This window comes from Roseibacillus persicicus (genome assembly GCF_014651675.1).
Classification (GTDB): domain Bacteria; phylum Verrucomicrobiota; class Verrucomicrobiia; order Verrucomicrobiales; family Akkermansiaceae; genus Roseibacillus; species Roseibacillus persicicus.
The window spans coordinates 127,557-152,146 of the sequence record NZ_BMXI01000003.1 but is presented as its reverse complement, the minus strand read 5'-3'; the positions used below and the strand labels follow the sequence as shown (position 1 = coordinate 152,146).

Here is a 24,590-nt window from a genome sequence, read left to right as displayed (position 1 = left end):
TAGGCAATTTGCCCCAGATGAACTCACGTTCCGTCAATCCCCATTGCTATGAAGTTAAATAAAAAGCACGCTGTTGTTACAAGTGTCACCGCCGCAGTTTCCTCAGAAGCGGCCGTCGTTCAGATTACCCAAACCGGCAATTCTTTGTTGATGGGCCCGTCCACTCCCGGAGCAGGCGAATACACATTCGCCGACAATCTGTCAGCAGACCTGACGGGTGATGGGGTGGATGATATCTCAATTACCGATACGGGGCTCTGGTCCTCGCTCTCTGGGACGACCTCTTCCAGTCCCAACTATTCGATTCGCTGGTTAGGAATGAAAATCAACGGCGTCCGCAACGTAGCCGGGGTGGGGACTTCTTATGTAGGAGGTGGGTCCTTTTGCACGACCCAGTTTGCGGGAAGCTTTACGACCCTCAAAACATTCCGTCCCGGAGAAGTTACCTGTAACGGTTCTGTGGCAACTCAAACGACCTACAGGACTTGTGGAGTGATTTTTTCACCCGGTATCACCTATGGAAACAATTATGGTGGAGTGGCCGACCAGAATGCTCAGTTTTCGAATTCTTGTGAAACCATCGAAATCTCCTTCAATGACCCAGTTTATGGGCAGGTGAATGGTTGGCTTCAAGTGAGTCAAAGAGGGGGTGTGGGCATCACCTTGGACCGGGTGATCTTCGATACCGAGAACCCCAGCGTGCGTCCCGACGTAGATTGCAGGGATCCTGCTTATGCGGAAGCCTCGGACGTGGTTCCCGAGCCATCCAGTATTGCCCTCCTTGCTCTGGGGGCCGGTGGAGTCCTCCTGCGACGCCAGAGAAAAGCCGCCTAGGTGCTGGCTGGGTCGCAAGAACTAATGGTGAGTCCTCTCTCAGCTGGTGGCAGCGAGGGATGGAACACCATATTGTTCTAGAGCTTTGCAAGCTTTCGCAGTGCTCCTTCAATGGCTAAGGCGCACCTAGTGGTGCGAAACAAGAACGCCAGACAAACAAAGCCTGACCTACCGGCGTGTCAGAGTCGGTAGGGCGGGGTTTCGCCGAAACCGCCCCCTCTCGATGAGGAGAGTTCAGGGTGGGCTCATTAGTAGACGAAATAGGGCGAGGGTTTTGCGGTGGATTGGATTCGGGAGGCTGCAAGGGCGAGTCCGAAGATCACAGGGGTCAGCTTTGGCAAAGCCTGACCTACCGGCGTGTCAGAGTCGGTAGGGCGGGGTTTCGCCGAAACCGCCCCCTCTTGATGGGGAGAGTTCAGGGTGGGCTCATTGATGGGCGAAATGGGACGAAGGTTTTGCAGTGGATTGGATTTGAGCGGATGCAAGGGCGAGTCCGAAGATCACCGGGGTCAGCTTTGGCAAAGCCTGACCTACCGGCGTGTCAGAGTCGGTAGGGCGGGGTTTTGCCGAAACCGCCCCCTCTTGATGGGGAGAGTTGAGGGTGGGCTCATTGATGGACGAAATAGGACGAGGGTTTTGCGGTGGATTGGATTCGGGAGGCTGCAAGGGCGAGTCCGAAGATCACAGGGGTCAGCTTTGGCAAAGCCTGACCTACCGGGCTGTGGTCCTCTTTCTTTAAATAAAATATTTCCAAAAGGTGTTCTTTTGAGCAACGCTCCCGCGTGAGCGAAGAAATACACCGCCGGAAAAGGCTTTGCCATGAATCCCCGTTCACATTCGCATCAGGCAGTCTTCGTGAAGTCTACTTTCTCACGATCTGCACGAAAGAACGTGGTCCAAATCAGTTGGCAAAACCCGAGGTTTGGAAGGTGATCCTAGAATCTATTGAGGATCGCAATCGAAGAGAACTCTGGAACTGCTCCGTGTTTGTCGCGATGCCAGATCATGTTCATTTGCTGGCTAGCTTCGATGGGCCGGAAAAGATGGGTTTCGTGATCACCCAATGGAAGCGATGGATCGCACACAATACGGATGTGCGCTGGCAAAGAGACTTCTTCGATCATCGGCTTCGGAGCTTTGAGTCGGCAGCGGGTAAGGCCCGATATATCTATCTGAACCCTGTTCGTGGTGGTTTAGTGAATGGGGCAGAAAAGTGGCCTTATTTCTGGAAAAGGGATGGATTACCTATGAGAGATCGGTAGGGCGGGGTTTCGCCGAAACCGCCCCCTCCTGATGGGGAAAGTTGAGGGTGGGCTCATTGATGGACGAAATGGGACGAGGGTTTTGCGGTGGATTGGATTTGAGCGGATGCAAGGGCGAGTCCGAAGATCACAGGGGTCAGCTTTGGCAAAGCCTGACCTACCGGTGTGTCAGAGTCGGTAGGGCGGGGTTTCGCCGAAACCGCCCCCTCTTGATGAGGAGAGTTCAGGGTGGGCTCATTGATGGACGAAATGGGACGAGGATTCTGCTGTGGTCTGAATTCGGGAGGATGCAAGGGCGAGTCCGAGGATCACAGGGGTCAGCTTTGGCAAATCCTGACCTACCGGGCTGTTTCTTTAAATTCTCGACAACGGGCCCTCTTTTTCCCAATAGTCCCCGCGTGACGTTGAACCACGAGCTCCTTTCGCTCCTTCTCCTCCTAGCCTAGTGGCCGGGAGTTGAGATTTCTTTTGTTCAGCGTCACGGTCTTTTTCTTCTTCTTTTTCGAAGAAAACGACGGCTTTGGCGCTTGGCAAAGGGAATGGGTTCACCAAGAACTGACTCATAACTAATCAAGCAGCATGAAAACTGAATCGATTGCCAAATACCGCGCCTTTCCCAAGGTGGACCTGCCAGATCGAACCTGGCCGGACCGCGAAATCACCACGGCACCTCTCTGGTGTTCGGTGGATCTCCGTGATGGCAATCAGGCGCTCCCGGTCCCGATGTCGGTGGAGGAAAAGCTGGAGATGTTCGACATGCTGGTCGGGGTGGGCTTCAAGGAAATCGAAGTGGGCTTCCCTAGTGCGAGCGAAACCGAGTTCCAGTTCCTGCGCCGCTTGATTGAGGAAAACCGCGTGCCGGACGATGTCACTTTGCAGGTTCTGGTCCAGACGCGCCAGCATCTCATCGAGCGCACCTTTGAGGCCTTCAAGGGCGCCAAGAATGTGATTGTGCATATCTATAACTCGACGAGCACCCTGCAGCGTCGGGTCACCTTTTCCGATGCCAGCCAAGAGTCGATCAAGCAGATCGCGCTCGACGGCACCCAGTGGGTCAAGGATCTGGTGCCGACCGTGCCGGAGACCAAGGTGCGCCTGCAGTATTCGCCCGAGTCCTTCTCTGATACCGAGTTGGACTTCGCCCTGGAGGTCTGCGAGGGGGTGATGGAAATTTGGCAGCCGACCCAGGAAGAGCCCATTATCCTGAACCTGCCCGCCACCGTGGAATGGTCGACGCCAAATGTGCATGCGGACCAGATCGAGTGGATGTGCCGCAATTTGAAAAATCGTGAGGCGGCGCTGATTTCCCTGCATACTCACAACGATCGCGGCACCGGCGTGGCCGCGACCGAACTGGGCCTGATGGCGGGCGCGGATCGGGTGGAGGGCACTTTGTTCGGCAACGGCGAGCGCACCGGTAACCTGGATATCGTGATTGTGGCTTTGAATATGAACTCACATGGCATCGCGACGGGGCTGGACTTTTCCAACCTGTCGCAGCTGCGCGAAATCTACGAGCGCACCACCCGCATGACGGTGCCCGACCGCCAGCCCTACGCCGGCGAGTTGGTCTTCACCGCTTTCTCCGGCAGTCATCAGGATGCCATCAAAAAAGGCTTCGACCGTCGCGCCAAGGATGGTGACGAGGTCAAGTGGGGCGTCCCCTATCTGACCATCGACCCGGTTGATATCGGCCGCAGCTACGAGTCCATCGTGCGCATCAACTCCCAGAGCGGGAAGGGTGGGGTGGCTTATATCTTGGACAAAGATCACGGCTTCGATTTGCCCAAGACCATGCATCCCCAGGTCGGCAAGCGCATTTACGACTTGGCCGACGAGGAAGGTCGCGAGCTCTCCGTCGAGGAAGTGGGCGAAGCCTTTCGCCGCGAGTTCCTGAACGTGCAGACTGATTTGGTGTTGAACGATTACGAACTCGATCACCATGTGGGTGAACGCGGGGAAGTGGGTTGTGTGGCCAAGGTCACGCTGCGGGGCGAAGAGCACGAGCTGAAGGGCATCGGCAACGGTCCCATCAACGCCTTCGTGCACGCCATGAAGCAGGTCGGTTGGAAAGACTTCGTGCTCACCGACTATCGCTCGCACGCCGTCCGGGGAGGCTCGGGAGCGGATGCGGCGGCCTATGTCCAGCTGCGCAAAGACTCGGGCGAAATCGTCTGGGGAGCCGGGGTGGATTCTTCCATCGAGATGGCGGGCGTGAAGGCCTTGGTCTGCGCCTGGAATCTCCTGCGTTAGCAGCTTATCCCCTTACGGAAGGGGACCCAATTCTTCGATTTGAAAGAATGCCGTGGGTGCCATTGTCGGGATCGTGCTGACGTTGATGAAGGAGTCGAAGTTGGCGGGTGGAGAGAAGGTATTGCCAAACTCCAAAGTGGGTCCGTAGTGAATGAGATAATTTTTCTGCGGATCGATTTTGTAGGTGAGCTTGGTTTGCAAGTCGCCCGGGGTTCCAGTCGTCGTCGAGTCCAGAAGCTCCAACCCACTGCTTACGGGGGTGCCGAGGAGCTGGATTTCGGCGATGGCGAGGCCTTCGGTAGAAATCTGACTATTGTCTTCGCCAAAGCGTAAGCTGGGGAAGACCAAGCGATAATGCTGATAAGCCGCGGAAGGAGTTGCGCGGTAAAAAAATTGGGTGCTTCCGCGGGTGCTGAAATCTGGGATTTCTCCAGAGAGAACTGGGGTGTAGTTCCATTGGTCGTTGGATCCGAGAAGAAGAAAGGTCTTGGGATCGTGATTGAAGAAAGGCTCACTAGAAACTTGGAAGCTGACAGCTTCAATCGAGGTCGCTCCGAGGCGAGGAGTGATGTCGAGTCCAGGATTCACATTGATGAAGCTGAAGTGCTTGTCGCTGGTGTCGTCGATCGCCTCGGAGGCAAATTCACCGATTGGACTATCCAAGGAAGGGAAGGGTTGAACTGAGCTGGATGGGTCTGTCAGGTCCGCGAAGTTAGAGGGGGGAGTCACCACTGAAACGAGTCCGCCCCAGTGCGGCTGGGTTGCGCCGATATCGGGATTGTCGAAGCGAGACTCGCCCCGTTGGTCGAGGGCGGGAGTGTCCGGAGTGTAGCTTCCATTCCCAATGGCAGGAGAGCCGGGCAAAGGGAGGATCGTGGGCGTGGGACCGCCGTTGTTGATTACCGCTGGTCCCCGGTCGCCGATGTCGCCCACGAGGAGAGGTTCGAGAGGAGTGGTGCTATCGCCGACGTAGTTGCCGTCTTCGTTGGGAGAGCCGATAGGGAACTCCGTCGATGAGCCCGTATTATCTCGAATAAGATTAGGTGCCGTTGAGGTGTGAGGCCCCGCAATATCAGGGAGGGCCGGAGCCGTGTTGTGAGCGACGAGGGTGTTACCAATAAGGGTGAAGGCTCCATTGTTGCTGAGCCCTCCATTTTGAGATACCGCGTTGTTTTTAACGATTGTGCAGTTGGTCAAAGTCATCTCTGAGCCAGAGCTGTTGTTCTCAATCCCGCCTCCAAAGACGTCGGCATGATTGTTGTAAATGGTGCAATTGGTTGCGTCGAGAATGCCTCCGCTGAAGTTGAGAATGCCTCCTCCTGCATTGGTGACGGTGTTTCCAAAAATGGAGCAATTCAGTAGAGTCATCCTGGTGCCGGAACCCAAATTATTGATTCCGCCGCCTTGGTCTGCGTTTCCCCCTGTAATGGAGAAGGCATCAAGAGTAATGGTTCCTCCGCTCGTCGAGTTCACTACCCTTCCCGCTTGATTTCCATCGAGGGTGATCCCGCCGGCGGATTGGGCGTCAAGAATGAGAGTCTTGTTGGGCATCGTCAGCTGCTCTGTTAGAGTGATGGTATTGTTGCCGCCGCCGGTGAAGGAGTTGGGATCGAAATCGATGTAGGCTGGTGAGGTGGCATCCGCTAGTGCCTGCCGGAGGCTGCCAGGCCCGGAGTCATTGTTGTTGGTGACTTGCACAAAGTTTGGGGCGGTGAGAGTGACATCGTTTCCGCTCCCTCCAAGATAACTGACGGCGGCAAGTTGGGAGAGACTGCTACCAAAAAAGAGGATCTCGCCTTCTGCGAGATCGAAGAAAGTGCCGGCCACGGCCTCACTGGCATTGCTTTCGATCAGAGTCATTGTTTCCCCCGCGCGAGGAGTCCAAAAGCCGAAGCTTTGCAGGCTGGCTTCGTTCAAGTCGAGTCTGCTATTTGCGACTAGTGGCTGATGGGTGAGTGGGTCGTCGAGGATTTGTTGAAAGGTGCCTTTGATCGCAAAGACTCCATTCGGCAGGGAAATGGTGCCTCCCAACGGAGTTTGAGTGAAGACTCCGTTAATTGGCGAAACTGTGAAGCTTTCAACTTGGGCGGGGGAAACTTCGCCATCAAGGATGATGGTGCCGCTTTCGCTTTCGCAAATCAGGTGGCTCGTGGAAAATCGATCGAGCTCGGCGTCGGTTAAATCCAGTCGCCCGAAGATGTTGGAGTTTCCGAGAAAAAGGTCATCGGTATCATTGGCGGGAGCCACTGTCACCGAGCCGTTGGGTGAGCCTGTGTGGATGATAACGGTCTCATCAAATTCAAGTCCGGTCGTTTCGATTCGGATGCTGCCAGCCGCAGTCGGGGTCTCCATGAACGCGCCTCCATTCATGACCAAACCTCGCTCTTCTTGAATTCCATCGATGGCGGTGATCAGCATGTCGCCGCCTCCTGTCTTGATGCGGGCGTCGTCTCCAGTCAGCTCAATGCCGAAGTTTGCATCGGAGCCCAGCGGACCGCGCCCAATTCCGGTCACAGTAACCATTCCGCCAGCTACGGATGAAATTTCGGTGTCAGAGAAGAGGGAGACTCCAATTCCAAAATCCTGTCCCGAGTCTCCTCCGAACCCAGTGACAACCACGTCTCCACCGGTGCTTGAGATTTTAGTGTCTGTCGAAAAGAGGGTGATTCCGCGATTGACGCGATTCGGGGAAGAACCACCTGTCCCCTCGACGGTTACCCGTCCCGAGCCCCCGATGATCTGAGCTCCCGAGTCCATTTGCACGCCAACCTGAAAATCTCCCGCATTTCCACCTCGTCCTTTGATGTCGATGTCTCCCGTGCCAGTGCTTGTAATTAGGGTCCCGTTCCCTTGGAGCAATACTCCCGTGAAGGAACCGGGGTTTGCCGTCAAGCCAGCATTGCCTTCGATATGAATCCTGCCATTGGCGCTGGTCAGCGTCGCACCGTTGTGGACTCGGACCTGTTGATCGCAACGGAGGGTGATGTTGCCCTCTCCGGTGGTGGTGATCGCGGCTCCTGAACCCACGTTGATCTGGTCGGCTACGTCGAACCCTTCATTGGTCAGATTGACGTTCAATGAGTCGTTGGAGGCGAAGTTGATGGTGCCAGAAAATTGGAGCAAGTCGTCCCCTTCACCTGCGTTGATACTGAGCTCAGGAAAATCATCGGGAAGAGTGCCCACATTGATCGTGTCGCTCCCGTCGTTGGTTCGAACCGTGACCAAGGAAATCGAGGTGAGATCGATATTTTCCGAAGAACCACTGGTATTGGCTTGTCCATCAAAAGAGAAAGTGCGTCCCGGTGCCGAAAAGACGAGTTCCGTGGGATTGGTTGCTGCGGCAGCCATAGTCAGGGTGTCTCCGTTGCCGCTGATGTCGGTAATGGAAAGAGAGCTTCCGCTTACTGTAATCTCATAATCGGGAAGTTCTGCGACCACGAGGGTGGTGCTCCATGAGGTTCCCACTGAAAAGTCGACTGAGGCTCGGAGTGCGTAGTCACCCGCCAAAAAGGTCTGAGGGAGTGGGGTCGAGGTCGTTGTGGTGGTATTGGTATTGGGATCAAAGACCGCTCCATAAATTTGATTGCCGTTGAAGAAAATTAAGGGATTGGAGCCTCCGTTGATTGTGCCACTGGCTGCGATGAGGCGATGTCCGGTTGGCACTCTCGCGTTGACGAAATCTGGAGAGTTGCCTCCGCTAGAAATATTGCCACTGACGGTATTGTCGCCGGCCTCCAGTACGAAGAGCGTGCCTGGCGCGCTATTTGGGAAGTCTCCGCTCTCAACCAAGTTGGCCCCATGGAGTAAACTTCCGGTTGCCAACAATATTGAAAATAAACGACGCGTCCCCATTGTGCTAGTGGCCATGAGGTTAATGAATAGGAATATGGGAGGCAGTGCAATCCCACTTAGGAATTCCGGACAATACAGCTGGTTGCTCCTCTTGTGGGATATGCAGGGAGGTGCTATGAGTTCTGCATGAATTTTGGATACGGCGGTGGCTCGTACGGCTATGGCTCGCGTGGCGAGAACTGGCAGCCGCCACTTTTTCGGATTGGCAAGCTCCCCATCAATGTGACGGGGCTGGTCATTCTGTTGGAAGTGATCGGCATGCTGGCGGTGGTAATCGCTCCGGAGAATACCCAGAGTCTGGCCGTGTTTGCTCCCGGGGAATTTCTCTCCGGGTCCTTTTGGCAGGTCGTGAGCTATCCCTTCTTCGAGGCTCCTTCGGTGTGGCTCTTACTCGGCTTGTTCTTTTTCTATAGCTTCGGCGGCATGGTCGAGAACGCCTTGGGGCGCGGTCGTTATGTCCGGCTGTTGCTGGCTGTCAGCCTGACTCCTGCGGTGGTGGTGACGATTGCCAGTCTCCTGGGCTTGCCTGGAATTCTAGTTGGATCCCATTTGCCCCATCTTGCGGTCTTTGTTGCGGCGATCGCGATGATGCCCAATGCTCCGATGGCGTTCTTTGGCTTTCCGATCAAGTGGCTCGCAGTCGCCTTTGTGGGAATCAGTCTTTTGCAGTTTGCGATGATGCGCAATTGGGGGGCCTTTCTCGCTCTCATTGCGGTCGCCTACATCGCCATGTGGTGGATGCGGCAGGCGGGGCACGTCAGTCAATGGGGAGTGGTCGAGGACGTCATGGGGCCTCGCTCGAAGCGTAAGCGGCCCTCCCGAAAGAAGGCTTCCAAGAAAAAAAAGCCGGTCTACGAAAAGAAGCTCAAGCCAAGGGCCAAAGTGGCTTCCTCCAATCGCAAGGACATCGATCGCATCCTCGATAAGATCAACGAGCATGGCCTGCATTCCCTGACAGAGGAAGAGCGCCAGACTTTGCAAAAGGAAAGCAAGCGCTCGTAGTCGGGAGTAAGGATTGTTCCCGCGGACTTTTCCGCTATCACTAGCGCTATGACTGACGAGGAGATGATGACCTGCGACGACAAGGGGCGGCAGGTCGAGCGACTGCGGGCAATTATGCATCGCCTGCGTGCGCCGGGTGGGTGTCCGTGGGATGCCGAGCAGTCGCACGAGTCCCTAGTCTCCAATTTGCTGGAGGAAGCCTACGAGGTGGTGGCCGCGATCCGGTCCGGTGATGGCGAGAATTTACAAGAGGAATTGGGCGACCTCTTGCTGCAGGTCGTTTTTCATTCCGAGATTGCCTCCGAGCGCGAGGCCTTTGACCTCGATGAAGTCGCGCGTGGAATTTGCGAAAAGCTCGTTCGACGCCATCCCCATGTCTATGGCGAGAGCGCGGCTGGGGATAGCTCGGCTGTCCTGAAGCAGTGGGAGGAAATCAAGCGGGCGGAAAAGGGTGATGAAGAGAAGCCCTATCTCCATGGAGTGGGGAAAGGTCTGCCCGCCACTTTGCGCGGTTACAAACTGCAGAAAAAGGCGGCCAAGGTCGGGTTCGATTGGGCGGAGTCGCAGGGCATCGTTCGCAAGATCGAGGAGGAGTTGGGCGAAGTGAAAGAAGAGCTCGAACGGGTTGAGAAAGGCGAGGATGCACGCAAAGAGTTGGAGCAGGAAATCGGAGATCTTCTCTTTGTGACGGTCAACCTGGCTCGCAAGTTGAAGATCGATCCCGAGGTCGCGCTCGAGGGGACCAACGTGAAATTCGAGCGACGCTTTGCCTATTTGGAAAAGATTCTCAAAGAGCGCGGCACCAGCCTCGACGAGGCCACCATCGATGAGATGAACGTGCTCTGGGAGATAGCCAAGACCGAGGCTCGTAGTTAGTCTCGAGGGCGGTCTTCATCTGCCAAAAGAGCGAGTTCAGCTCCGTTACTCACAATGCGGAAAAAGTTTCCGCCCCCGTAGCTGAATCGGGAAGTCAAGGGGGAGCCCGTGCCGACAAAGAGATAGCGTGGAGTCCAGTCTTCCAAATTCAGGGATGACTCCAGACGATAACCCGCCCCGGCTAACGAGTCGCTGGTTCCTAAGCTGGCATAGTAGGTGGTCCCCGATTTGAAGACTTGGTTGAGGACAACGTTTGGCACATCAAGCTCGTCGGATTGTCCCTCGACTTTGCTATTGGCAGTGAGGCGGTCGAAAGTGAAGCCGACCAAATAGTCCCCATTCAAGCTCACTTCAGCCACCGCTGACTCCAGGAACTGAATCATCTCCAGAGTGGTGGGGAGCCGGTCGACTTCGGAAACAAACCGACCTCCGACTTCGACTTCGATGGTCCCAAACTGTGGGTCGGCGGATTCTGTGTCGGCGGGAAAGGTGGAGCTGAAGTCCTCGAGAGTGACGAGGGCGCGAAGGGAGTCGAGGGCGGTGCCGGTTGTCGCGATCGAATTGTTTTCGATGATAAGGGCGCCTTCCGGCTGATTGAGCATGCTGGCAATCCAGATCGGAGAATCAATGTGAACGGGATCGAGGGTGATACTGAGATCGATGTTGTTCCGAGCGTCGCCCGAGTTGCTGTCGTGATCGACTTCTGCATCCGGATCATAGCTCAAGGTCAGGACGTAGGGGTCGTTCAGACGGATGCGATTTTCCAGCGCCCCGTTGATGGACTGGAGAGTGGTGACTTTTCCCAAGAGGCTGAGCGAATGAACCTCGCTGTGGACGGACGGGGCCAGAGCCAGAGTCGAGAGAAGAATAGCGGGAAACGAGCGGAGGAAAGGCATCATGAGAAGCGACGTGATGGATTCAAGAGGTAAAGGGTAGCCTCCCTAACCGCAATGGATTGTGAGGATTTTCAAACTGATGGACAAAAAAGTGCCACCGTTTTTTCAAACGGCGGCAGCATGGGAAATCGTGGTCCGGCCAGGGTGGGCGCGGTTGACTCAGGCTTCTGTTAGAGAGCCTGCGCGAAAGAGTCCTTGGCCTTGAGGCCGAGGACGAGGGCGGTCAGCAGATCGATGGTCTCCTGGATATCGCGACGGTGGGCGGTTTCCACCACCGAGTGCATGCAACGCAGGGGGAGGGAAACCAGCGCGGAAGGAATCCCGGTGTGGACGTCGTAGATCTTGTCGGTGTCGGTTCCAGTGAAGCGTCCGGCGGCCTCGTGTTGGACCTTGATGTCGGCCTCGTCCGCGACCTCGATGAGGCGCTTGACCAGGAGGGGGTGGTTGGCCGCGCCGTGGGTCAGGCTGGGGCCTCCGCCGAGCTTGACGCTGCCGTGCTGGCTGTTGTCGATGCCGGGAGTGTCAGTGGCATGAGTCACGTCGAGGCAGATGCAGGCACTGGGATTCAAGCGGTTGGTAGCCATTCTTGCTCCCATGCCGCCAATTTCCTCCTGCACCGCATTGAGGGCCACGATGGTCCAGACGGGCTTTTTCTTGGAGGCTTTCACCGCCTTGAGAACTTGGGCGTGGATGTAGCCCCCGATGCGGTTGTCGATGGCGCGCGAGACGATGAGGTCTTTGCCCAGGTCCATGGGACCATCCTGATAGACCGCGGGATGCCCGACCCGCAGGCCGAGGGCTTCCACTTCCTTGGGATTGGAAGCACCCACATCGACCCACAGCTCGTTGACCTTGGGGGCCTTTTCCGTTCCGAGGGAATCGCGACGCAGGTGGATGGCGGTGTTTCCGATGATGCCGGTAATTTCGCCCTTGTCGCCAAAGATGGTGATGCGTCGCCCGCGCGCGGTGGCGGCGTCGGAGCCTCCCAGACGATCGAGTCGCAGGAAGCCGTCCTTGGTCACCTGCTTCACGATGTAACCAATCTCGTCGGCGTGCGACTCCAGCATGAGAACGTTCTTGCTGCTCCCCTTCACGGTTGCCCAAGTGGAGCCATAGGTATCGCACTCCACGCTGTCGGCATACTTGCCCACATACTTGGCCCACACGCGCTGGCCCGGCATTTCCCAACCAACGGGGCTGGGGGTTTCGAGGAGTTTGAAGAGGAAGTCGTGCTCAGTTTTTGTCATGGAAAAGAGACACGGCAAACTCGGCCCCGACGCAAGCCTTTCTTTCCGGACGGCTGGCTGGCGAAGTGTGGCGGCGGACTCTGTGAAAAAGCTAACCGAGCCAAGTGAGGAAGACCGCTTCGTCCGGTTCCATGCTCTCCGCGACCTTGGGGATGTCTGTGAGGCAAGCCAGGCGTTCGGGGATGGGGACGGTGCCGGGGCCGAGTTCTTCTTCCATGGTGGGAAGAAACTTGGCGGGATGGGCGGTGGAGAGAATGATTTTGTGGCCCGGGGTCTCGATGTCTTTGGCCGCGAGATAGGCGACTGCGGTGTGGGGGCAGAGGGCGTAGCGGTGGTTTTCCCAAACCTCGCGGATGGCGTGGCGGGTTGCGGTGTCGGTGTAGGCCAGACCTTGCAGGTGGGCCGACATCTCGTCCAAGGCGTCGGCTTCGGTGAGCTTTTCCGCCGCGGGATTGGCGGGGCGGGCGAAGAGGTCCACCATGCGGGCAAAGTTGGAAGGCGCTCCCACGTCCATGGCGTTGGAGATGGTGGCTACGCTGGGGCGGGGCTCATAGGTTCCGCCTAACAGATAGCGGGGAACGACGTCGTTGGTATTGGTGGCGGCGACGAACTTTTCAATGGGCAGACCGAGACGCTGCGCGAGGAGTCCGGCGGTGAGGTTGCCGAAGTTTCCAGAAGGAACGATGAAGGTGGGCTTGATCCCTTCGGGCAATTGGCGGGCGGCCTCGAAGTAGTAGAAGGACTGCGGGATGAGGCGCGAGATGTTGATGGAATTCGCCGAGGTGAGGTTCAGTCGCTCGGAGAGTTCGCGGTCCGAGAAGGCGGCCTTCACCAGACGCTGGCAGTCATCGAAGGTGCCACTGACTTCCAGGGCGGTGATGTTGCCGCCGAGGGTGGTGAGTTGCTTTTCCTGCAGGTCGGAGACTCCGCCCTTGGGATAAAGGATGACCACTTTCGTGCCCGGCACGTTGTGAAAGGCGCTGGCAACGGCTCCGCCGGTGTCGCCCGAGGTGGCGACCAGCACGGTGAGTTCGCGGCCGTCGTCTTTGGTCAAATATCCCATCAGCCGAGCCATGAAGCGCGCGCCAAAATCCTTGAAGGCGAGGGTGGGACCGTGGAAAAGCTCCAGCACCGAGAGCTTGTCGGTGAGCTGATAGAGAGGGGCGGGAAAGTTGATCGCCTCCTCCACCAAAGGACGCAAATCCTCGTCGGGAATGGCATCGCCGAGGAGATGCCGGGTGACTTGAAAACCCAATTCGCCCAGACTCAAGTCCCGCCAGCTTTCCCAAAAAGACGCCGGCAAGGGCGTGATTTCCTCCGGCATATAAAGACCGCGATCGGCAGGGAGAGACCGGAGCACGGCTTCCTTGAGCGGCTGAACGTTGGAGCGGTCGTTGGTGGAATAGAACTGAGTGGGCATCGCAGAAGGAGTCGGGTTGGGGCGCTATTTGAGTTCCGGGATTTTGTCGACGACCTGCACACCCTTCTGATTGACGGGGGAGATGTGGACTTGATTACTGAGCGGGATGGCGTTGAAGACCTTGGCGATGGCCTCGCCGGCTTCCTCCGCAATTTCCTTCCCTTCACACAGGGCAAAGACCGAGGGGCCCGCGCCACTGATCGAGAAGCCGAGGGCTCCCGCAGCCATCGCCGCGCGCTTGGCTTTGTAGAAATCGGGGATGAGCTTCTGGCGGCGGGGCTCCGCGATCACGTCGTGAATGCTGCGGCTGATGAGGCCGTAGTCGGACTGAATGAGCCCGCAAAGAAGACCTCCCAAGTTGCCGATTTGCTGGGTCGCGTTGGCGAGGGGAATGTCCTTGGGCAGAATTTCACGGGCAACCTTGGTCAGAATCTCAATGTCGGGATGCACCACCGCGGCCCAGAGATTTTTCGGCACGGGTAGTTGCGCGACGTCGAGCTCGTCATTGTCGCGGATAAAGACGATGCCTCCTAACAGACAGGGACCCACGTTGTCGGCGTGCCAGGCGCCATCGGCGGAGGCTTCCCCCGTCATGGCGAAGGGGAGGAGCTGCATCTTGGAAAGAGGTTCGCCAATGAGCTTGTTGACGGCATAGGCACCCGCCACTGCCGAGGCAGCGGACGAACCCAAACCGGAGCCGAAGGGCATGCGCTTGTGGATCTCGATCTCGATGCCACGGTCGGTCATGCCCAGGTGATGGAGCAGGTCGAGGGCCGCTACCGTCGCGGTGTTCTTTTCTGGATCGAGAGGCAGCTTGCCGTCATCGCCCGTGATGGCGGTGATGCGGAGGCCGGGCTTGTCGGCATGGCGGGCCACAATGTAGTCGCCGGGCTCGTCAATCGCGAAACCCAATACGTCGTAACCGCACGCCACGTTGGCGACGGTGGCGGGGGCGAAAACGATGACTTCGGAGGAATCTTTTGCCGTTGGCATGACCGCTCGGTAGCAGGAAGTCGAGAATTGGACAATAGCAGCCTTGCCTCCGAAGGCTGCAAATGAACGTTTGTCGAATCCGTGGAAAGTGGGCTCAACTTCGCCAGAGTGGGGGCACTGAGGGCCTTGCTGGTCCTTCTTGCAAGCCTTTGTGGCCCATGGCTCAGTTCACTTTGCCCGCCTCGAAAATTTCCGCGATTTCATCGGAACCCAGCGCGCGCGAAAAGAGCAGGAATTCGTCGATGGCTCCTGTCCAGTTGCGGAAGCTCCACTCCTCGGTCAGGCCCGGGGATTCGTCGTGATTGCTGTAATAGGGGTCGTGAAAGTTCCCCAAGGTGGCTCGTCCGAATCGCAGAGGGATGGCTTCCTCCATCGTGATGCGGCCCACTTCTCGGCCATCGACATAGTGGACGACTTCCCGGGTGGTAGAGTCGAAGCTGGTGGCCAAGAAGCGCCAGCTGCCAAAGGCCCAGGGTGAGAGCACCGGTCCGCTGAAGGCGCGGTGGAACTTGCTGATGGGCGGGGAATCCTTGGGTCGGATGCCGAACATGTATTCGCCCGCGCTGGAGAGCTGCCAATGGGTTTCCCCCTCGCTAAAGTATTCGCTGAAAAAGAGTCCATTGTATTTGCGCGGAAGGCCATCGACGCGGACCCACGCCGCCAGAGTGGCTTGGGGGAACTCGCCGGGGATCTCGATACGAACGCGGTCCGAAGGACGGTGGAACGAGAGTGCGGGCTTGCCAGGCCAGCGTCCCTCCGACCACTTGGCCGAAATCACGGAGGCACTCTGCGGTGCGGTCGCGGTTTGGGAGTGGTTCTTGATGACCTTTTGCCCCGATTCCTGGGGGAGGAAGCTCAGGTGGACCGCGAGGCTTTCGTCCTGATCGAGCTTGCGGCAATACTCCAGCCAAGCGGCTTGCCTCGCTCGGGCCGAACGCTTGGCGAGGACCTCGATCGATTCGGTGAAGCCGACGGGCTTGTATTCCGTATTGGCCAGCGAGCCAGTGTCCTCGATGGAGATCGCGTCCCCAATCAGGAGGCGGCGGGCTTCGTCCTTGCGGACCTCGGAGCTGACTTCAATTTCGCCTTCGATCACCTGGATGCGCTCGGTCTTGCCGTCGATGACGCGCACGTCGAAACTGGTGCCGTAATCGGTCACGAGACCATCGGGCAGAACCATCTTGAAGCCGATGGCGCTTTCCGGAACGACGGCCTGGGCCCCGCCTTCGGCAAAGGCAATTTCCATATCACTGGTCGGGGTGAATCGGGCGGGCCCCTCGATGGTGATCTGTGCTCCGCTGAAAAAGACCAATTCCATGAGGCCCTTGGAAATGACTACCTCCCGTCCGACTTCTAACAGCTGGCCGGCCAGGAAGTCCTCTTCGGATTCCAGATCGACGAGCTGGGAAAGATAAGCCACCGCATGATTGTTGCCCGAACGTGGATTGGTTGAGGTGGAATTCTCTTCGGATTTCGGCTCGTTCGATTCCGTCTTCGCAACGGATTGTTCCTTGGGAGCGCTTTGATTGGCCCAAAAGCCAATGCCCATGGCCACCGCCGCAGCCCATCCGCTGGCCGTGAGCCAGGGGCGCCAACGATTGGATTGATTGCGCGGAGTTTGCGGAAAGGCGATGACCTCGCCATGTTGGCGCTGGCCCCAGTTCTCCAGCTGGGACTCCAGTTGCGACCGTTCCCAGAAGAGAGCGCGAGCTTCTGGCGAGTTTTGCAAAACCTCGCTCAGTTGCAGGTGCCCCGCGTCGTCGAGTTCTTCTCCAAAATAGCCATCGAGCAAATCTTCCAGAGATCGTTTTTGGTCGTCGTTCATGCCTTTTTGGTGGTTTTTCCTTCGATGCAATCCTTGAGGACGTTGCGGGCGCGGGATAGACAGACATAAACGGCCTCGACTTTCCAGCCAACTTGTTCGGCGATGGCGGCGGGTTTGCGGCCGGCCTGATAACGAAGGTCGATCATTTTTCGCATGCTGGCGGGGAGCTCCTCCACGCATTCTTCCAAGGGCTCGAAATTTTCGTCCCACTCGGGTTGTTCGTTTTCTCCGGCGAGGACTTCGATGGCTTCTTCGGTTAGGAAGCTGAGGCGACCGGTGTCGCGACGACTGAGTTCGAGAATCTTGAAGCGAGCAATGGCGCGGGCCCATTGGGGAAACTTGGTGCCGGGCTCGAAGGAGTCGGCCTTGGCGGTGATGGTGAGAAAAGTTTCCTGCAGTACATCGTCTGCCAGCGGCCTGTTGCGGGCAAAGGCTCGGATGAACCCCCGAATCTCGTCGATGTGCTTGAGAAAGAGCTCCTGCACATGAGTGACCGCTTCTTCGTTGCTTTGGAATGAGGGCTTCAACAGTGGTAATGATGAAAAGGGGTGAAAACCTTAGCAACCAAATTGAAAAAAGGCGGTGAAAGCTCCTTTTCGACCGAAAAGCGCTGCTTCTGAATTTTTTTTGAGCTCTTTCGCTAAGGTTTTTCGATCTCGGCTCATTCTTCAATACGAGGCCTGCGATCCAGTTGTGGCGGGTGTCGGAAAAGAACTCAAAATAATGAAACTTACTTCCAAACTACTTATTCCAGCCACTTTTCTCACCTGCGGCAGCCTATCGGGGGCGACGATCAATAGCACAGGATCCGATGGGTTCGGTGTCTCATCGTTCAACTCGGGAGGAATCTGGGGTGGCACCGCTCCAACTGCCGGAAATGACTATGTCGTCGGGGCCGGTCACCGCATGCGCACTCCCTCCGATGGCGGAAGCTACACCTTTGCTGGTGACAGCCTGACGATTTCTGATGCCTCGCCTTCAGGAGACTTGGTCGGTCTTTCCTACAAAGGAACCGGGACCACTGGAATCATTACGGTTAATAATCTCATCCTCGACAATGGTTCGATCAATCACATCAGTGGTGCAGGTGATGTGATGAATCTGGATGGCAGCATTACTGTTGCTTCAGACTCCCTTATGTATGCCAAGCAAGGCTCCATCAATATCCTTGCGGACATTTCAGGCAGTGCAACCATCACCAACCCTGGTGCTGACGGAGCTGGGCGCATCCTGTCCTTCTCTTCGACTTCCAGTACTTTCAGCGGCAGCTTGGTCAACAATGGCAACTTTTTGCTCTCCGATGATGCCGTTTTCAACTTTCTCATCGGCGCATCTGGTATCAACAATTCCATGAGCGGAAGTGGTTCCACCGTAGTTGATGGGGACTTCATTCTCGACCTTGGCGGAGCCTCTTCGAGCCCGGGAGATTCCTGGGACCTCGCCAGTGGTGCCAGCTTCGGCAGCACTTTCACCGTGAGCGGTTTTGCTGACAATGGCGACGATACCTGGTCCTCAGGGCTCTACAGTTTTGACGAGTCCACCGGATTGTTGACCGTGGTTCCGGAACCTTCCGCTGCTCTCTTGGGGGGGCTTGGCCTTCTTACCCTGCTCCGTCGCCGGAGTCGCTAGAGCCTTTCCCTTTGCCACCACTATTCTTCTGCCCGGCGGCTTGAGGGCCGCCGGGTATTTCCCTGCCTCTTTCCGATTTTAAAATTATGAAAACACCAATTTGTTTTTTAGGAGTCTACGGACTCGCAGTCTCGTCGTCCTTAGCTGCACCTATTGTTAGTAACGGCTCCGATGGGGGCGGAACCTCCTCTTTCGCGAGTGCTGGCATCTGGACGGGCGGGCTAGCCCCGGCCGCTGGCAATGATTATACGGTGGCTGCCGGTCACCGGTTGCGTACTCCCCCGGATGGGAATAGCTACACCTTCGCGGGAGACAGTCTGACGATCTCCGACGGAGGCGCTCCGGCAGAGGTCATTGGTCTTTCTTATAAAGGAACAGGCAATACCGCCATTCTGACGGTAGACGATCTGATCTTGGACGGGGGGAGCATTGATCACATTAGCGGTTCAGCCGATGTGATGATTTTGGATGGTAATCTGACAATTGCGTCTGATTCCCTGATCTACGCCAAGCAGGGAGTGATTCGCATACTCTCGCCCATCGAGGGCTCGGCAACGATCACCAACCCGGGGAGGGATGCTGCGGGGAGGGCTCTCTTGATCGAGTCGCCCCTCAATACTTTTACCGGAAATCTGGTCAACAATGGTGAGACCACGCTCATCGACAACGCGGTTTTCAACTTCGTGGTGGGAGCGCCGGGAGTCAGCAACAGCATCACGGGGACGGGCGTCACGACGGTGAACGGTGATTTCGTCATCGACGTCAGCGGAGCGTCTTCGACTTTGGGGGACTCTTGGACTCTGGCTCCCGGAGCGGTGTTTGGAGCTACTTTTACTGTAAGTGGCTGGACGGAAACAGCAGCTGGTATCTGGTGGGACCCAACCTCCACTTGGCGCTTCACCACTGCGGATGGATTATTGTTAGTCGCTCCATCCGAGGACTCCGATGAGGATGGTTTGCGCGATCTGTGGGAGGACCAATACTTCGGCAACAATGATGGAATTTTCACTTCCGAAGAACTTGCGCTTCAGAGTGGAGGGGATGACCCCGATGGCGATGAGCTTTCCAATGAGCGGGAGGAGACGGCACTAACTGATCCCAATAATCCGGATTCTGATGGCGACGGTCTAAATGATGGACCCGAGCTTGATGGAACGAGTAACGCGCTCGTGAACCATGGTTACGGTCCGACCAATCCGCTGGTTGTGGATAGTGACGCCGATGGCGTGAACGATGGGAATGAAGTCTCCGGAGCGCTGAATACACAGAACTCCAACGAGTCGACGAACCCGAATGCAGCTGATAGTGACGGCGACTTGATGACCGACGGTTACGAGTTGGCCAACAATACGCCGGGTGCGGCCCTTGACCCCAACGATATTTCCGATGGGGACCTCGGCGTGGACAATGACAATGACGGCCTCGACAACTATGATGAGTTCATTGCGACTCCCCAAACTCGGGCCGACCTTGAGGATACCGATGGCGATGGATACTTGGATCCGGTAGAAGACAGCATTGGTTCATGGGGTGGTATGGATTTCACCGGGACCAGTCCGGTCAATCCCGACACCGATGGTGATGGAATTCTCGACGGAGATGAGGACCCCGACAATGGGACGATTGCAGGACTTCCTTACATCACCGACCCCAACCTTGCAGACTCAGACATAGATGGCTTCAGTGACAAGTTCGAACTCGAAGCGGGCACAAGTCCAGTGAATGGTGCTGAGTTCCCTCAGCAGCCCGCGGGCTGGGTGCTTTTGGAAAACTTTGAAGGCGCCGAGATGGTCATCGGAGAAACATTCTCCGGTCGCAATGGTTGGAGCAATGGGGTTGAGGCAGCTGCAACGGTAGTTGACGAGCCTATCGCGGGAGGGGACCGAATTGGGGTGCTCAATCATCCTGCGGGCATTCCCAATAATTTCACTCATTTCTACAAATCCTTGAGTGCTCAAGGCTTGCAAGTGATGGCGGATAAGAGCGGCACGATCTTCATGCAGGTTTATATTCCAACTGGAGGAGTCGACCATAGCGTGGGCTTGAGCGACGTTTATGCACCTGGAGCAGACTTTGGACTATTTGAGCTACAGGTTGCAATGAGAGGGGCCACCAACCTTTTGACTGTCCGGGATGGTGGGGGATTGTTTGATACTCCCTCCCATCCCGTGGGGCGTTGGTTCAATCTCTGGATGGTTGCCAACAATGCGACCGATACCGTCAAGGTCTACGTTGAATCCTTGGATGGCCAAACCGGCGTAGTGGACCTCACTCCGGACACCAATGCGGCCGCTCCTTTCAGCTTCCGCAATGGGACCACTGATGTCCTGAGCACCTTCATGATAATCGAGAATGCTCCTGACAATACTCCCTTGTATTTCGACAATGTTTACATCGATCCGGACAATGCGATTGACCCAACAGACCTCGAGCCAACGGACAAGCCAGTAATGGACAAACCAACTCCGGTAGGTTTGGTCACTCCGGAAATCACCAGCGTGAGCTTCGATGGCTCCGGTAATCTTCTCCTGACCTTTACCCCCGGTGGGAGCGGATACGTGGTAACATCTTCCGATGACCTCGTTGCCGACTTTGCCGAAGTGACGAGCGCGACTTACGACAATGTCGACACCTTCACCATTCCCGCTGCTTCACTAGCGGAGAGCAAGGACTTCTTCCGTATCGAGGAAGCTCAATAACGCTTCCTTCCCTTCATTCGCGGGTTCAGTGTTTGCTAGACTGGCAAACACCCGGGCCCGCGTTTTTTAATCTTTCTCAATGATCTCAATGCGAATCCCATTACTTCTTTTATCAGCACTCGCCCCACTCCAGGGGCAAATCACCTATCTAGATGCCACCGCTGGCAGCGGCGGCAATACCACTCTTTCCGTCGGAAACCTCTTCAGCCCTCCACAAAATGGAACGACCGGGCAAGACAATGACTGGGAGCAACGAAGCACCTTCGGCTCAGGGGGAACCATCTTCGAGTCCAGTGGCGAGGGAGGGGCGATTCCTGAGGATGCCCCGGAACTGCGCACTACGATCTCCGGATTGGATGCGGGTGAAGACTACATCGTCTTTCTCTACTTTTGGGACCCGGGAAGTCTTCAGGAGGACTGGAATATCCGTGGAGGATTCAGTTCCAATCCCGGGAGCAACGCTTTGTTCTCTGCGGCTGATTCGGCGGGGTCTTTCGGTGAAAGCACGGAGTCGGCTCTGGTCGCAAGCACTCAGGACTTCGCGGTTGCGCCAACCATCTTTGCCGAAGGCGGACGGGTTCTCCTGGCGGCGGGACTGGGAACGGCAGCGGCAGGGCAAGACGGCAAGCTCTCGGTTTACATCGACGATCTACCAACAGAGACAACAGTAAATCAAAGGACTTGGTATGATGGTGTTGGCTATCTGGCGGTGAAAGATCTGGACCCTGCAGGCGACCTTGATGGCGATGGCCTGAGCAATGGTGATGAAGAGACGGCGGGAACCGATCCTGCCCGCGTCGATACCGATGGCGATAGCTACTCCGACGGCGCGGAGGTCTCAGCGGGATCGGACCCTCTTTTAGCTGCATCGGTTCCCCCAGGGCCGGGAGGGGCTCACTCGATCAATAGCAACGGGGCGTGGACTTGGTTCAACGACGAACGGGCCATCATGCATCAGGGCTCTCTCTTCGCGGGATACGTGAAGGGAGATGGACGCTATGGCATCACCCGATACAACCCGGAGACCCATCAAAGTGATGAGGTGATCATCAGCACTGCGGCATCCCGTCAGCAGGACGATCACAACAATCCTTCCCTCACGGTTCTACCCGATGGCAAGCTGCTCGCGGTCTACTCGAAGCACATCGCAGGCTCGCAATACTACACCCGGACTTCTTTGGTTCCCTTGCCCACCACTGCGGCTGACTGGGGACCGGAAGTGGTCGTGTCGACTCCCGCCAGCAATACCTACGCGAATACCTATCGCTTGGCCGAGGAAGACAATGCCATCTACAACTTCCACCGCTGCATCAACTTCAACCCCACTCTCAGTATCTCGACGGACAATGGCGCGAGCTGGAGCACCCCGCTTCACTTCATCGATACGGGAACGGGTGGAGTTCGTCCCTACACCCGCTTCGTGTCCAACCACAAGAACCGCATCGACCTGATCTACACCGATGGACATCCGCGCGACGTCGCCAATTCGCTTTACCACCTGTTCTATCAGGAGGGGAGAATCAGGAGAACCGACGGAGGCTTGATCAAGTCCTTCCCCGATCTGCCATTGGACCATGATGCGGGCGAAAAGGGGAGCGTGGTGTATCAATACTCCGCCGCGCCTTGGACGGCCAACGATGGACCCGATGACTGGATTCCTTCCGGCCGGGCATGGTGCTGGGATGTTGCATATGAAAAGGATGGCAATCCGGTTTGCGTTTTCCAGGTCCAGAGCGACAACGTCACTGGCACGGGATGGGACAACGACCGGATCTACTACTATTACGCTCGCTGGGATGGCAGTGAGTGGAAGAAAAAGTTCGTCGCCCACGCCGGTCGGCCGCTCTATTCCAATGAGGATGATTACGGCGGGGGCATGACTATCGATCCCGAACAACCCAATGTGATCTACTTCTCCTCCAACGCGGCGAACCCTTTCAATCTGGATGATATCAATGATGTTCCTCTGCGAGCAGGCAACCGCTACGAAATCTTCCGCGGAGTCACTCAGGATGGCGGCGAGACGTTCACGTGGGAGCAGATCACGGTGGGCTCGTCGAAAGACAATCTCCGTCCCATCGTTCCCGAGGGGCATGGCTACGATAAGGCCCTCGTGTGGTTCCATGGCACATACTCGACCTATACGAACTTCGATACCGAGGTCATGGCGCTGCTGCAAAACGAGCTCAAGGTGGAGAATATCGAGTTGAAAGAAGACGAGCAGGTGCAACTGCACTGGCATTCCAGCCCCGGAAAATCCTACGACATCATCGGCTCGACGGACTTGCAGGATTTTCCAATTACCTGTGCCAGTGACGTCTTTTCACAAGGGGCCGAGTCTTCCTTCCAGTTCGTCCTTCCCGCCTTGCTTCAGGAAAGCCCGCGGGGGTTCTTTCGAGTGAAAGAGAAGCTTTGAGCAAAAGGGTGGTCTGCTCTTAGAAGATGCCTGCCAGACGAACGAACTGAACCTGTTCGTCCATCGGAATGATGGCGGATAAGCGTTGAGTCTCTTCGTTAAGTAGCACGGAATGAGACGGCTCGGTGGTCCAGAGAATGGAGTTGCCGGGCCGACTTGCGATTGTGTGCCAAGTGACTAGGTCATGTGAGGTCTGCACTTCCAGTTCTAGGCCAGAGGTGAGAGTAGGGAAAGAGTAGTGGAAGCTTTCTTCCACCACCTCGCAGGTGATGAGCGGTAGGGAAGAGGCATTGCTGGCGTCGCTGCCCAATGCGACTTCGAGACTGTCGGGGAAGCCGTCGCCATCATTGTCGGCGCTGAAGTCGAAGGGCGTGTTCGCGGTCTCGCCAAGATAGTCTTGGGCGGTGGGCGAGGCGTTGAGCAGGATGGGGGGATTGGCCGTTGAATTACTAGAAGGATCGTAGCTAGTGCTCATGCCCTGCAAGTGAGCTTCGGTGAGGGCGGGGTTCGGCCGCGCAAAGCGGAAGTAGTCGACTTGCGAGATGAGGTCACGGGTGCTGCTGGCGGGCGGGGCGTAGTTGAAGTGATAGCAAGCCTCCAATCCGGCCGCGTTGAAAGGGGCCGCAGTGGGCCAGTCGGTGTAAGCGGTGAGGCCTACTTGCAAAGTGGGGCCAAAGTCGGGGAAGGGATGATCGGGATTGGGGTAGCGATTCTCCACAATCCACTCGCCGTCTTCCGAGTGCTTGCGCAGGCAAACGATGGTGTCGCCTACCCGAACCATCTGGAGCCAAGCCTCGGTTTGATTTTGGTCGATGCCGGTATCATCATAATAGAGACGTGAGTTGCTGTTGCGGGTTGCCTTGATCTCGAACTGGCGGGTGCCGGGATTGCCCGCGGTACCGTAGCTGAGGAAGATGTAGTTCTCGCTGTTTGCCTCATAGTCACTGCCAAAGTCCTGTGGCGGCCAGACCGCATCCGTGGTGTAGGGAACTGGTGCGGCTTGCGTGATGTCGCGGGGCCCGTGGACAAGGATGCCGGTGAGAGAAAAACTGCGGTTGGGGATCTCGTTTGGGTCCTCCGTATTGTGCCGACTCAGGACCCGGAGGCGGGTGGTGACGACAAAGTCGCCGGTGACTTCCTTGAAGAAAAGCAATCCCCGCAAATGGCCGAACCAAGTGTTGCTCGCGGGAACGATGTGAAAGCGACCTGCCTCGCTGGTGTTGATATCGGCGGTCTCGTAGGAGGGGGCTTGCCAGCCTTCGACTTCTGCCAAGTCGGACCAGTTTTGCCAGGTGGAGGCGTTGTTGAACTCGTCACTCAGGGGCGCGAGGTCGTCGGCGCAGGCGCTAGTAGCGAAAATGAGAAGGGGGAGGGTTTTCATGGCAG

At 56.8% G+C, this 24,590-nt stretch carries 16 protein-coding genes; 8 read left to right on the top strand and 8 right to left on the bottom strand.

The window, feature by feature from the left end:
• The first annotated feature begins 48 nt into the window (after window positions 1-48).
• The 3 genes from IE099_RS04645 (at window position 49) to leuA (ending at window position 4,349) form a co-directional block, all read left to right on the top strand.
• Window positions 49-834 carry a PEP-CTERM sorting domain-containing protein gene (locus IE099_RS04645; RefSeq protein ID WP_189567773.1) on the top strand — a complete coding sequence of 262 codons (786 nt, stop codon included), beginning with the start codon at window positions 49-51 and terminating at the stop codon, window positions 832-834.
• A 782-nt stretch (window positions 835-1,616) separates the two neighbouring features.
• On the top strand, window positions 1,617-2,096 hold the full coding sequence (locus IE099_RS04640; protein WP_189567772.1) for a transposase: 480 nt from the start codon (window positions 1,617-1,619) through the stop codon (window positions 2,094-2,096).
• Window positions 2,097-2,675: 579 nt separating this feature from the next.
• Window positions 2,676-4,349, top strand: coding sequence for a 2-isopropylmalate synthase (gene leuA, locus IE099_RS04635; protein WP_189567771.1), 1,674 nt, complete (start codon window positions 2,676-2,678; stop codon window positions 4,347-4,349).
• Between the two features lie 12 nt (window positions 4,350-4,361).
• Here leuA and IE099_RS04630 read toward each other — a convergent pair whose 3' ends face one another.
• Window positions 4,362-8,216: a choice-of-anchor Q domain-containing protein gene (locus IE099_RS04630; RefSeq protein ID WP_189567769.1), complete on the bottom strand. Its 3,855-nt coding sequence runs from the start codon at window positions 8,214-8,216 to the stop codon at window positions 4,362-4,364.
• 111 nt (window positions 8,217-8,327) lie between these two features.
• Here IE099_RS04630 and IE099_RS04625 point away from each other — a divergent pair, with 111 nt between their 5' ends.
• Together IE099_RS04625 and mazG are read left to right on the top strand one after the other, a co-directional pair.
• Entirely contained in the window at window positions 8,328-9,203 is an 876-nt protein-coding gene (locus IE099_RS04625) for a DUF6576 domain-containing protein (protein WP_189567767.1), read from the top strand.
• Between the two features lie 48 nt (window positions 9,204-9,251).
• The gene (gene mazG, locus IE099_RS04620) at window positions 9,252-10,079 is read left to right on the top strand and encodes a nucleoside triphosphate pyrophosphohydrolase (RefSeq protein ID WP_189567765.1); all 828 of its coding nucleotides are present in this window, start codon (window positions 9,252-9,254) and stop codon (window positions 10,077-10,079) included.
• Here the strand turns inward: mazG and IE099_RS04615 are convergent.
• From IE099_RS04615 to IE099_RS04590, 6 genes are all read right to left on the bottom strand, one after another.
• On the bottom strand, window positions 10,076-10,978 hold the full coding sequence (locus IE099_RS04615) for a hypothetical protein (protein WP_189567764.1): 903 nt from the start codon (window positions 10,976-10,978) through the stop codon (window positions 10,076-10,078). The genes mazG and IE099_RS04615 overlap by 4 nt on opposite strands.
• Window positions 10,979-11,145: 167 nt before the next feature.
• Window positions 11,146-12,222: a M20/M25/M40 family metallo-hydrolase gene (locus IE099_RS04610; protein ID WP_189567763.1), complete on the bottom strand. Its 1,077-nt coding sequence runs from the start codon at window positions 12,220-12,222 to the stop codon at window positions 11,146-11,148.
• A gap of 91 nt (window positions 12,223-12,313) precedes the next feature.
• Window positions 12,314-13,642 carry a threonine synthase gene (gene thrC / locus IE099_RS04605; RefSeq protein WP_189567762.1) on the bottom strand — a complete coding sequence of 443 codons (1,329 nt, stop codon included), beginning with the start codon at window positions 13,640-13,642 and terminating at the stop codon, window positions 12,314-12,316.
• Window positions 13,643-13,666: 24 nt separating this feature from the next.
• Complete coding sequence (locus IE099_RS04600) at window positions 13,667-14,635, bottom strand: homoserine kinase (RefSeq protein WP_189567761.1); 969 nt, start codon at window positions 14,633-14,635, stop codon at window positions 13,667-13,669.
• Between the two features lie 163 nt (window positions 14,636-14,798).
• The gene (locus IE099_RS04595) at window positions 14,799-16,460 is read right to left on the bottom strand and encodes a LamG domain-containing protein (protein ID WP_189567760.1); all 1,662 of its coding nucleotides are present in this window, start codon (window positions 16,458-16,460) and stop codon (window positions 14,799-14,801) included.
• On the bottom strand, window positions 16,457-16,987 hold the full coding sequence (locus IE099_RS04590) for a sigma-70 family RNA polymerase sigma factor (RefSeq protein ID WP_189567759.1): 531 nt from the start codon (window positions 16,985-16,987) through the stop codon (window positions 16,457-16,459). Before IE099_RS04590 ends, IE099_RS04595 begins: the two co-directional genes overlap by 4 nt.
• A 196-nt stretch (window positions 16,988-17,183) precedes the next feature.
• On the opposite strand from IE099_RS04590, the gene IE099_RS04585 reads away from it, so the two are divergent.
• From IE099_RS04585 to IE099_RS20765, 3 genes are all read left to right on the top strand, one after another.
• Window positions 17,184-18,089 (top strand): hypothetical protein, encoded by a 906-nt coding sequence (locus IE099_RS04585; RefSeq protein WP_189567757.1) that lies wholly within the window; start codon window positions 17,184-17,186, stop codon window positions 18,087-18,089.
• An 86-nt stretch (window positions 18,090-18,175) separates the two neighbouring features.
• Window positions 18,176-20,788, top strand: coding sequence for a hypothetical protein (locus tag IE099_RS04580; protein WP_189567755.1), 2,613 nt, complete (start codon window positions 18,176-18,178; stop codon window positions 20,786-20,788).
• A 79-nt stretch (window positions 20,789-20,867) separates the two neighbouring features.
• Window positions 20,868-23,204: a BNR-4 repeat-containing protein gene (locus tag IE099_RS20765; protein WP_229809386.1), complete on the top strand. Its 2,337-nt coding sequence runs from the start codon at window positions 20,868-20,870 to the stop codon at window positions 23,202-23,204.
• Between the two features lie 19 nt (window positions 23,205-23,223).
• On the opposite strand, the gene IE099_RS04570 is transcribed toward IE099_RS20765, so the two are convergent.
• Window positions 23,224-24,585, bottom strand: coding sequence for a hypothetical protein (locus IE099_RS04570; protein WP_189567753.1), 1,362 nt, complete (start codon window positions 24,583-24,585; stop codon window positions 23,224-23,226).
• Between the last annotated feature and the right edge of the window lie 5 nt (window positions 24,586-24,590).

Excerpts from the sequence above, each read along its gene's own strand:
- IE099_RS20765 (WP_229809386.1), top strand. The coding sequence starts at position 20,868 with ATGATCTCAATGCGAATCCCATTACTTCTTTTATCAGCACTCGCCCCA.
- IE099_RS04625 (WP_189567767.1), top strand. The coding sequence starts at position 8,328 with ATGAATTTTGGATACGGCGGTGGCTCGTACGGCTATGGCTCGCGTGGC.
- thrC (WP_189567762.1), bottom strand. The coding sequence starts at position 13,642 with ATGCCCACTCAGTTCTATTCCACCAACGACCGCTCCAACGTTCAGCCG.
- IE099_RS04630 (WP_189567769.1), bottom strand. The coding sequence starts at position 8,216 with ATGGCCACTAGCACAATGGGGACGCGTCGTTTATTTTCAATATTGTTG.
- IE099_RS04595 (WP_189567760.1), bottom strand. The coding sequence starts at position 16,460 with ATGAACGACGACCAAAAACGATCTCTGGAAGATTTGCTCGATGGCTAT.
- IE099_RS04580 (WP_189567755.1), top strand. The coding sequence starts at position 18,176 with ATGAAAACACCAATTTGTTTTTTAGGAGTCTACGGACTCGCAGTCTCG.
- IE099_RS04570 (WP_189567753.1), bottom strand. The coding sequence starts at position 24,585 with ATGAAAACCCTCCCCCTTCTCATTTTCGCTACTAGCGCCTGCGCCGAC.
- leuA (WP_189567771.1), top strand. The coding sequence starts at position 2,676 with ATGAAAACTGAATCGATTGCCAAATACCGCGCCTTTCCCAAGGTGGAC.
- IE099_RS04585 (WP_189567757.1), top strand. The coding sequence starts at position 17,184 with ATGAAACTTACTTCCAAACTACTTATTCCAGCCACTTTTCTCACCTGC.
- IE099_RS04610 (WP_189567763.1), bottom strand. The coding sequence starts at position 12,222 with ATGACAAAAACTGAGCACGACTTCCTCTTCAAACTCCTCGAAACCCCC.
- IE099_RS04615 (WP_189567764.1), bottom strand. The coding sequence starts at position 10,978 with ATGATGCCTTTCCTCCGCTCGTTTCCCGCTATTCTTCTCTCGACTCTG.
- IE099_RS04600 (WP_189567761.1), bottom strand. The coding sequence starts at position 14,635 with ATGCCAACGGCAAAAGATTCCTCCGAAGTCATCGTTTTCGCCCCCGCC.
- mazG (WP_189567765.1), top strand. The coding sequence starts at position 9,252 with ATGACTGACGAGGAGATGATGACCTGCGACGACAAGGGGCGGCAGGTC.
- IE099_RS04645 (WP_189567773.1), top strand. The coding sequence starts at position 49 with ATGAAGTTAAATAAAAAGCACGCTGTTGTTACAAGTGTCACCGCCGCA.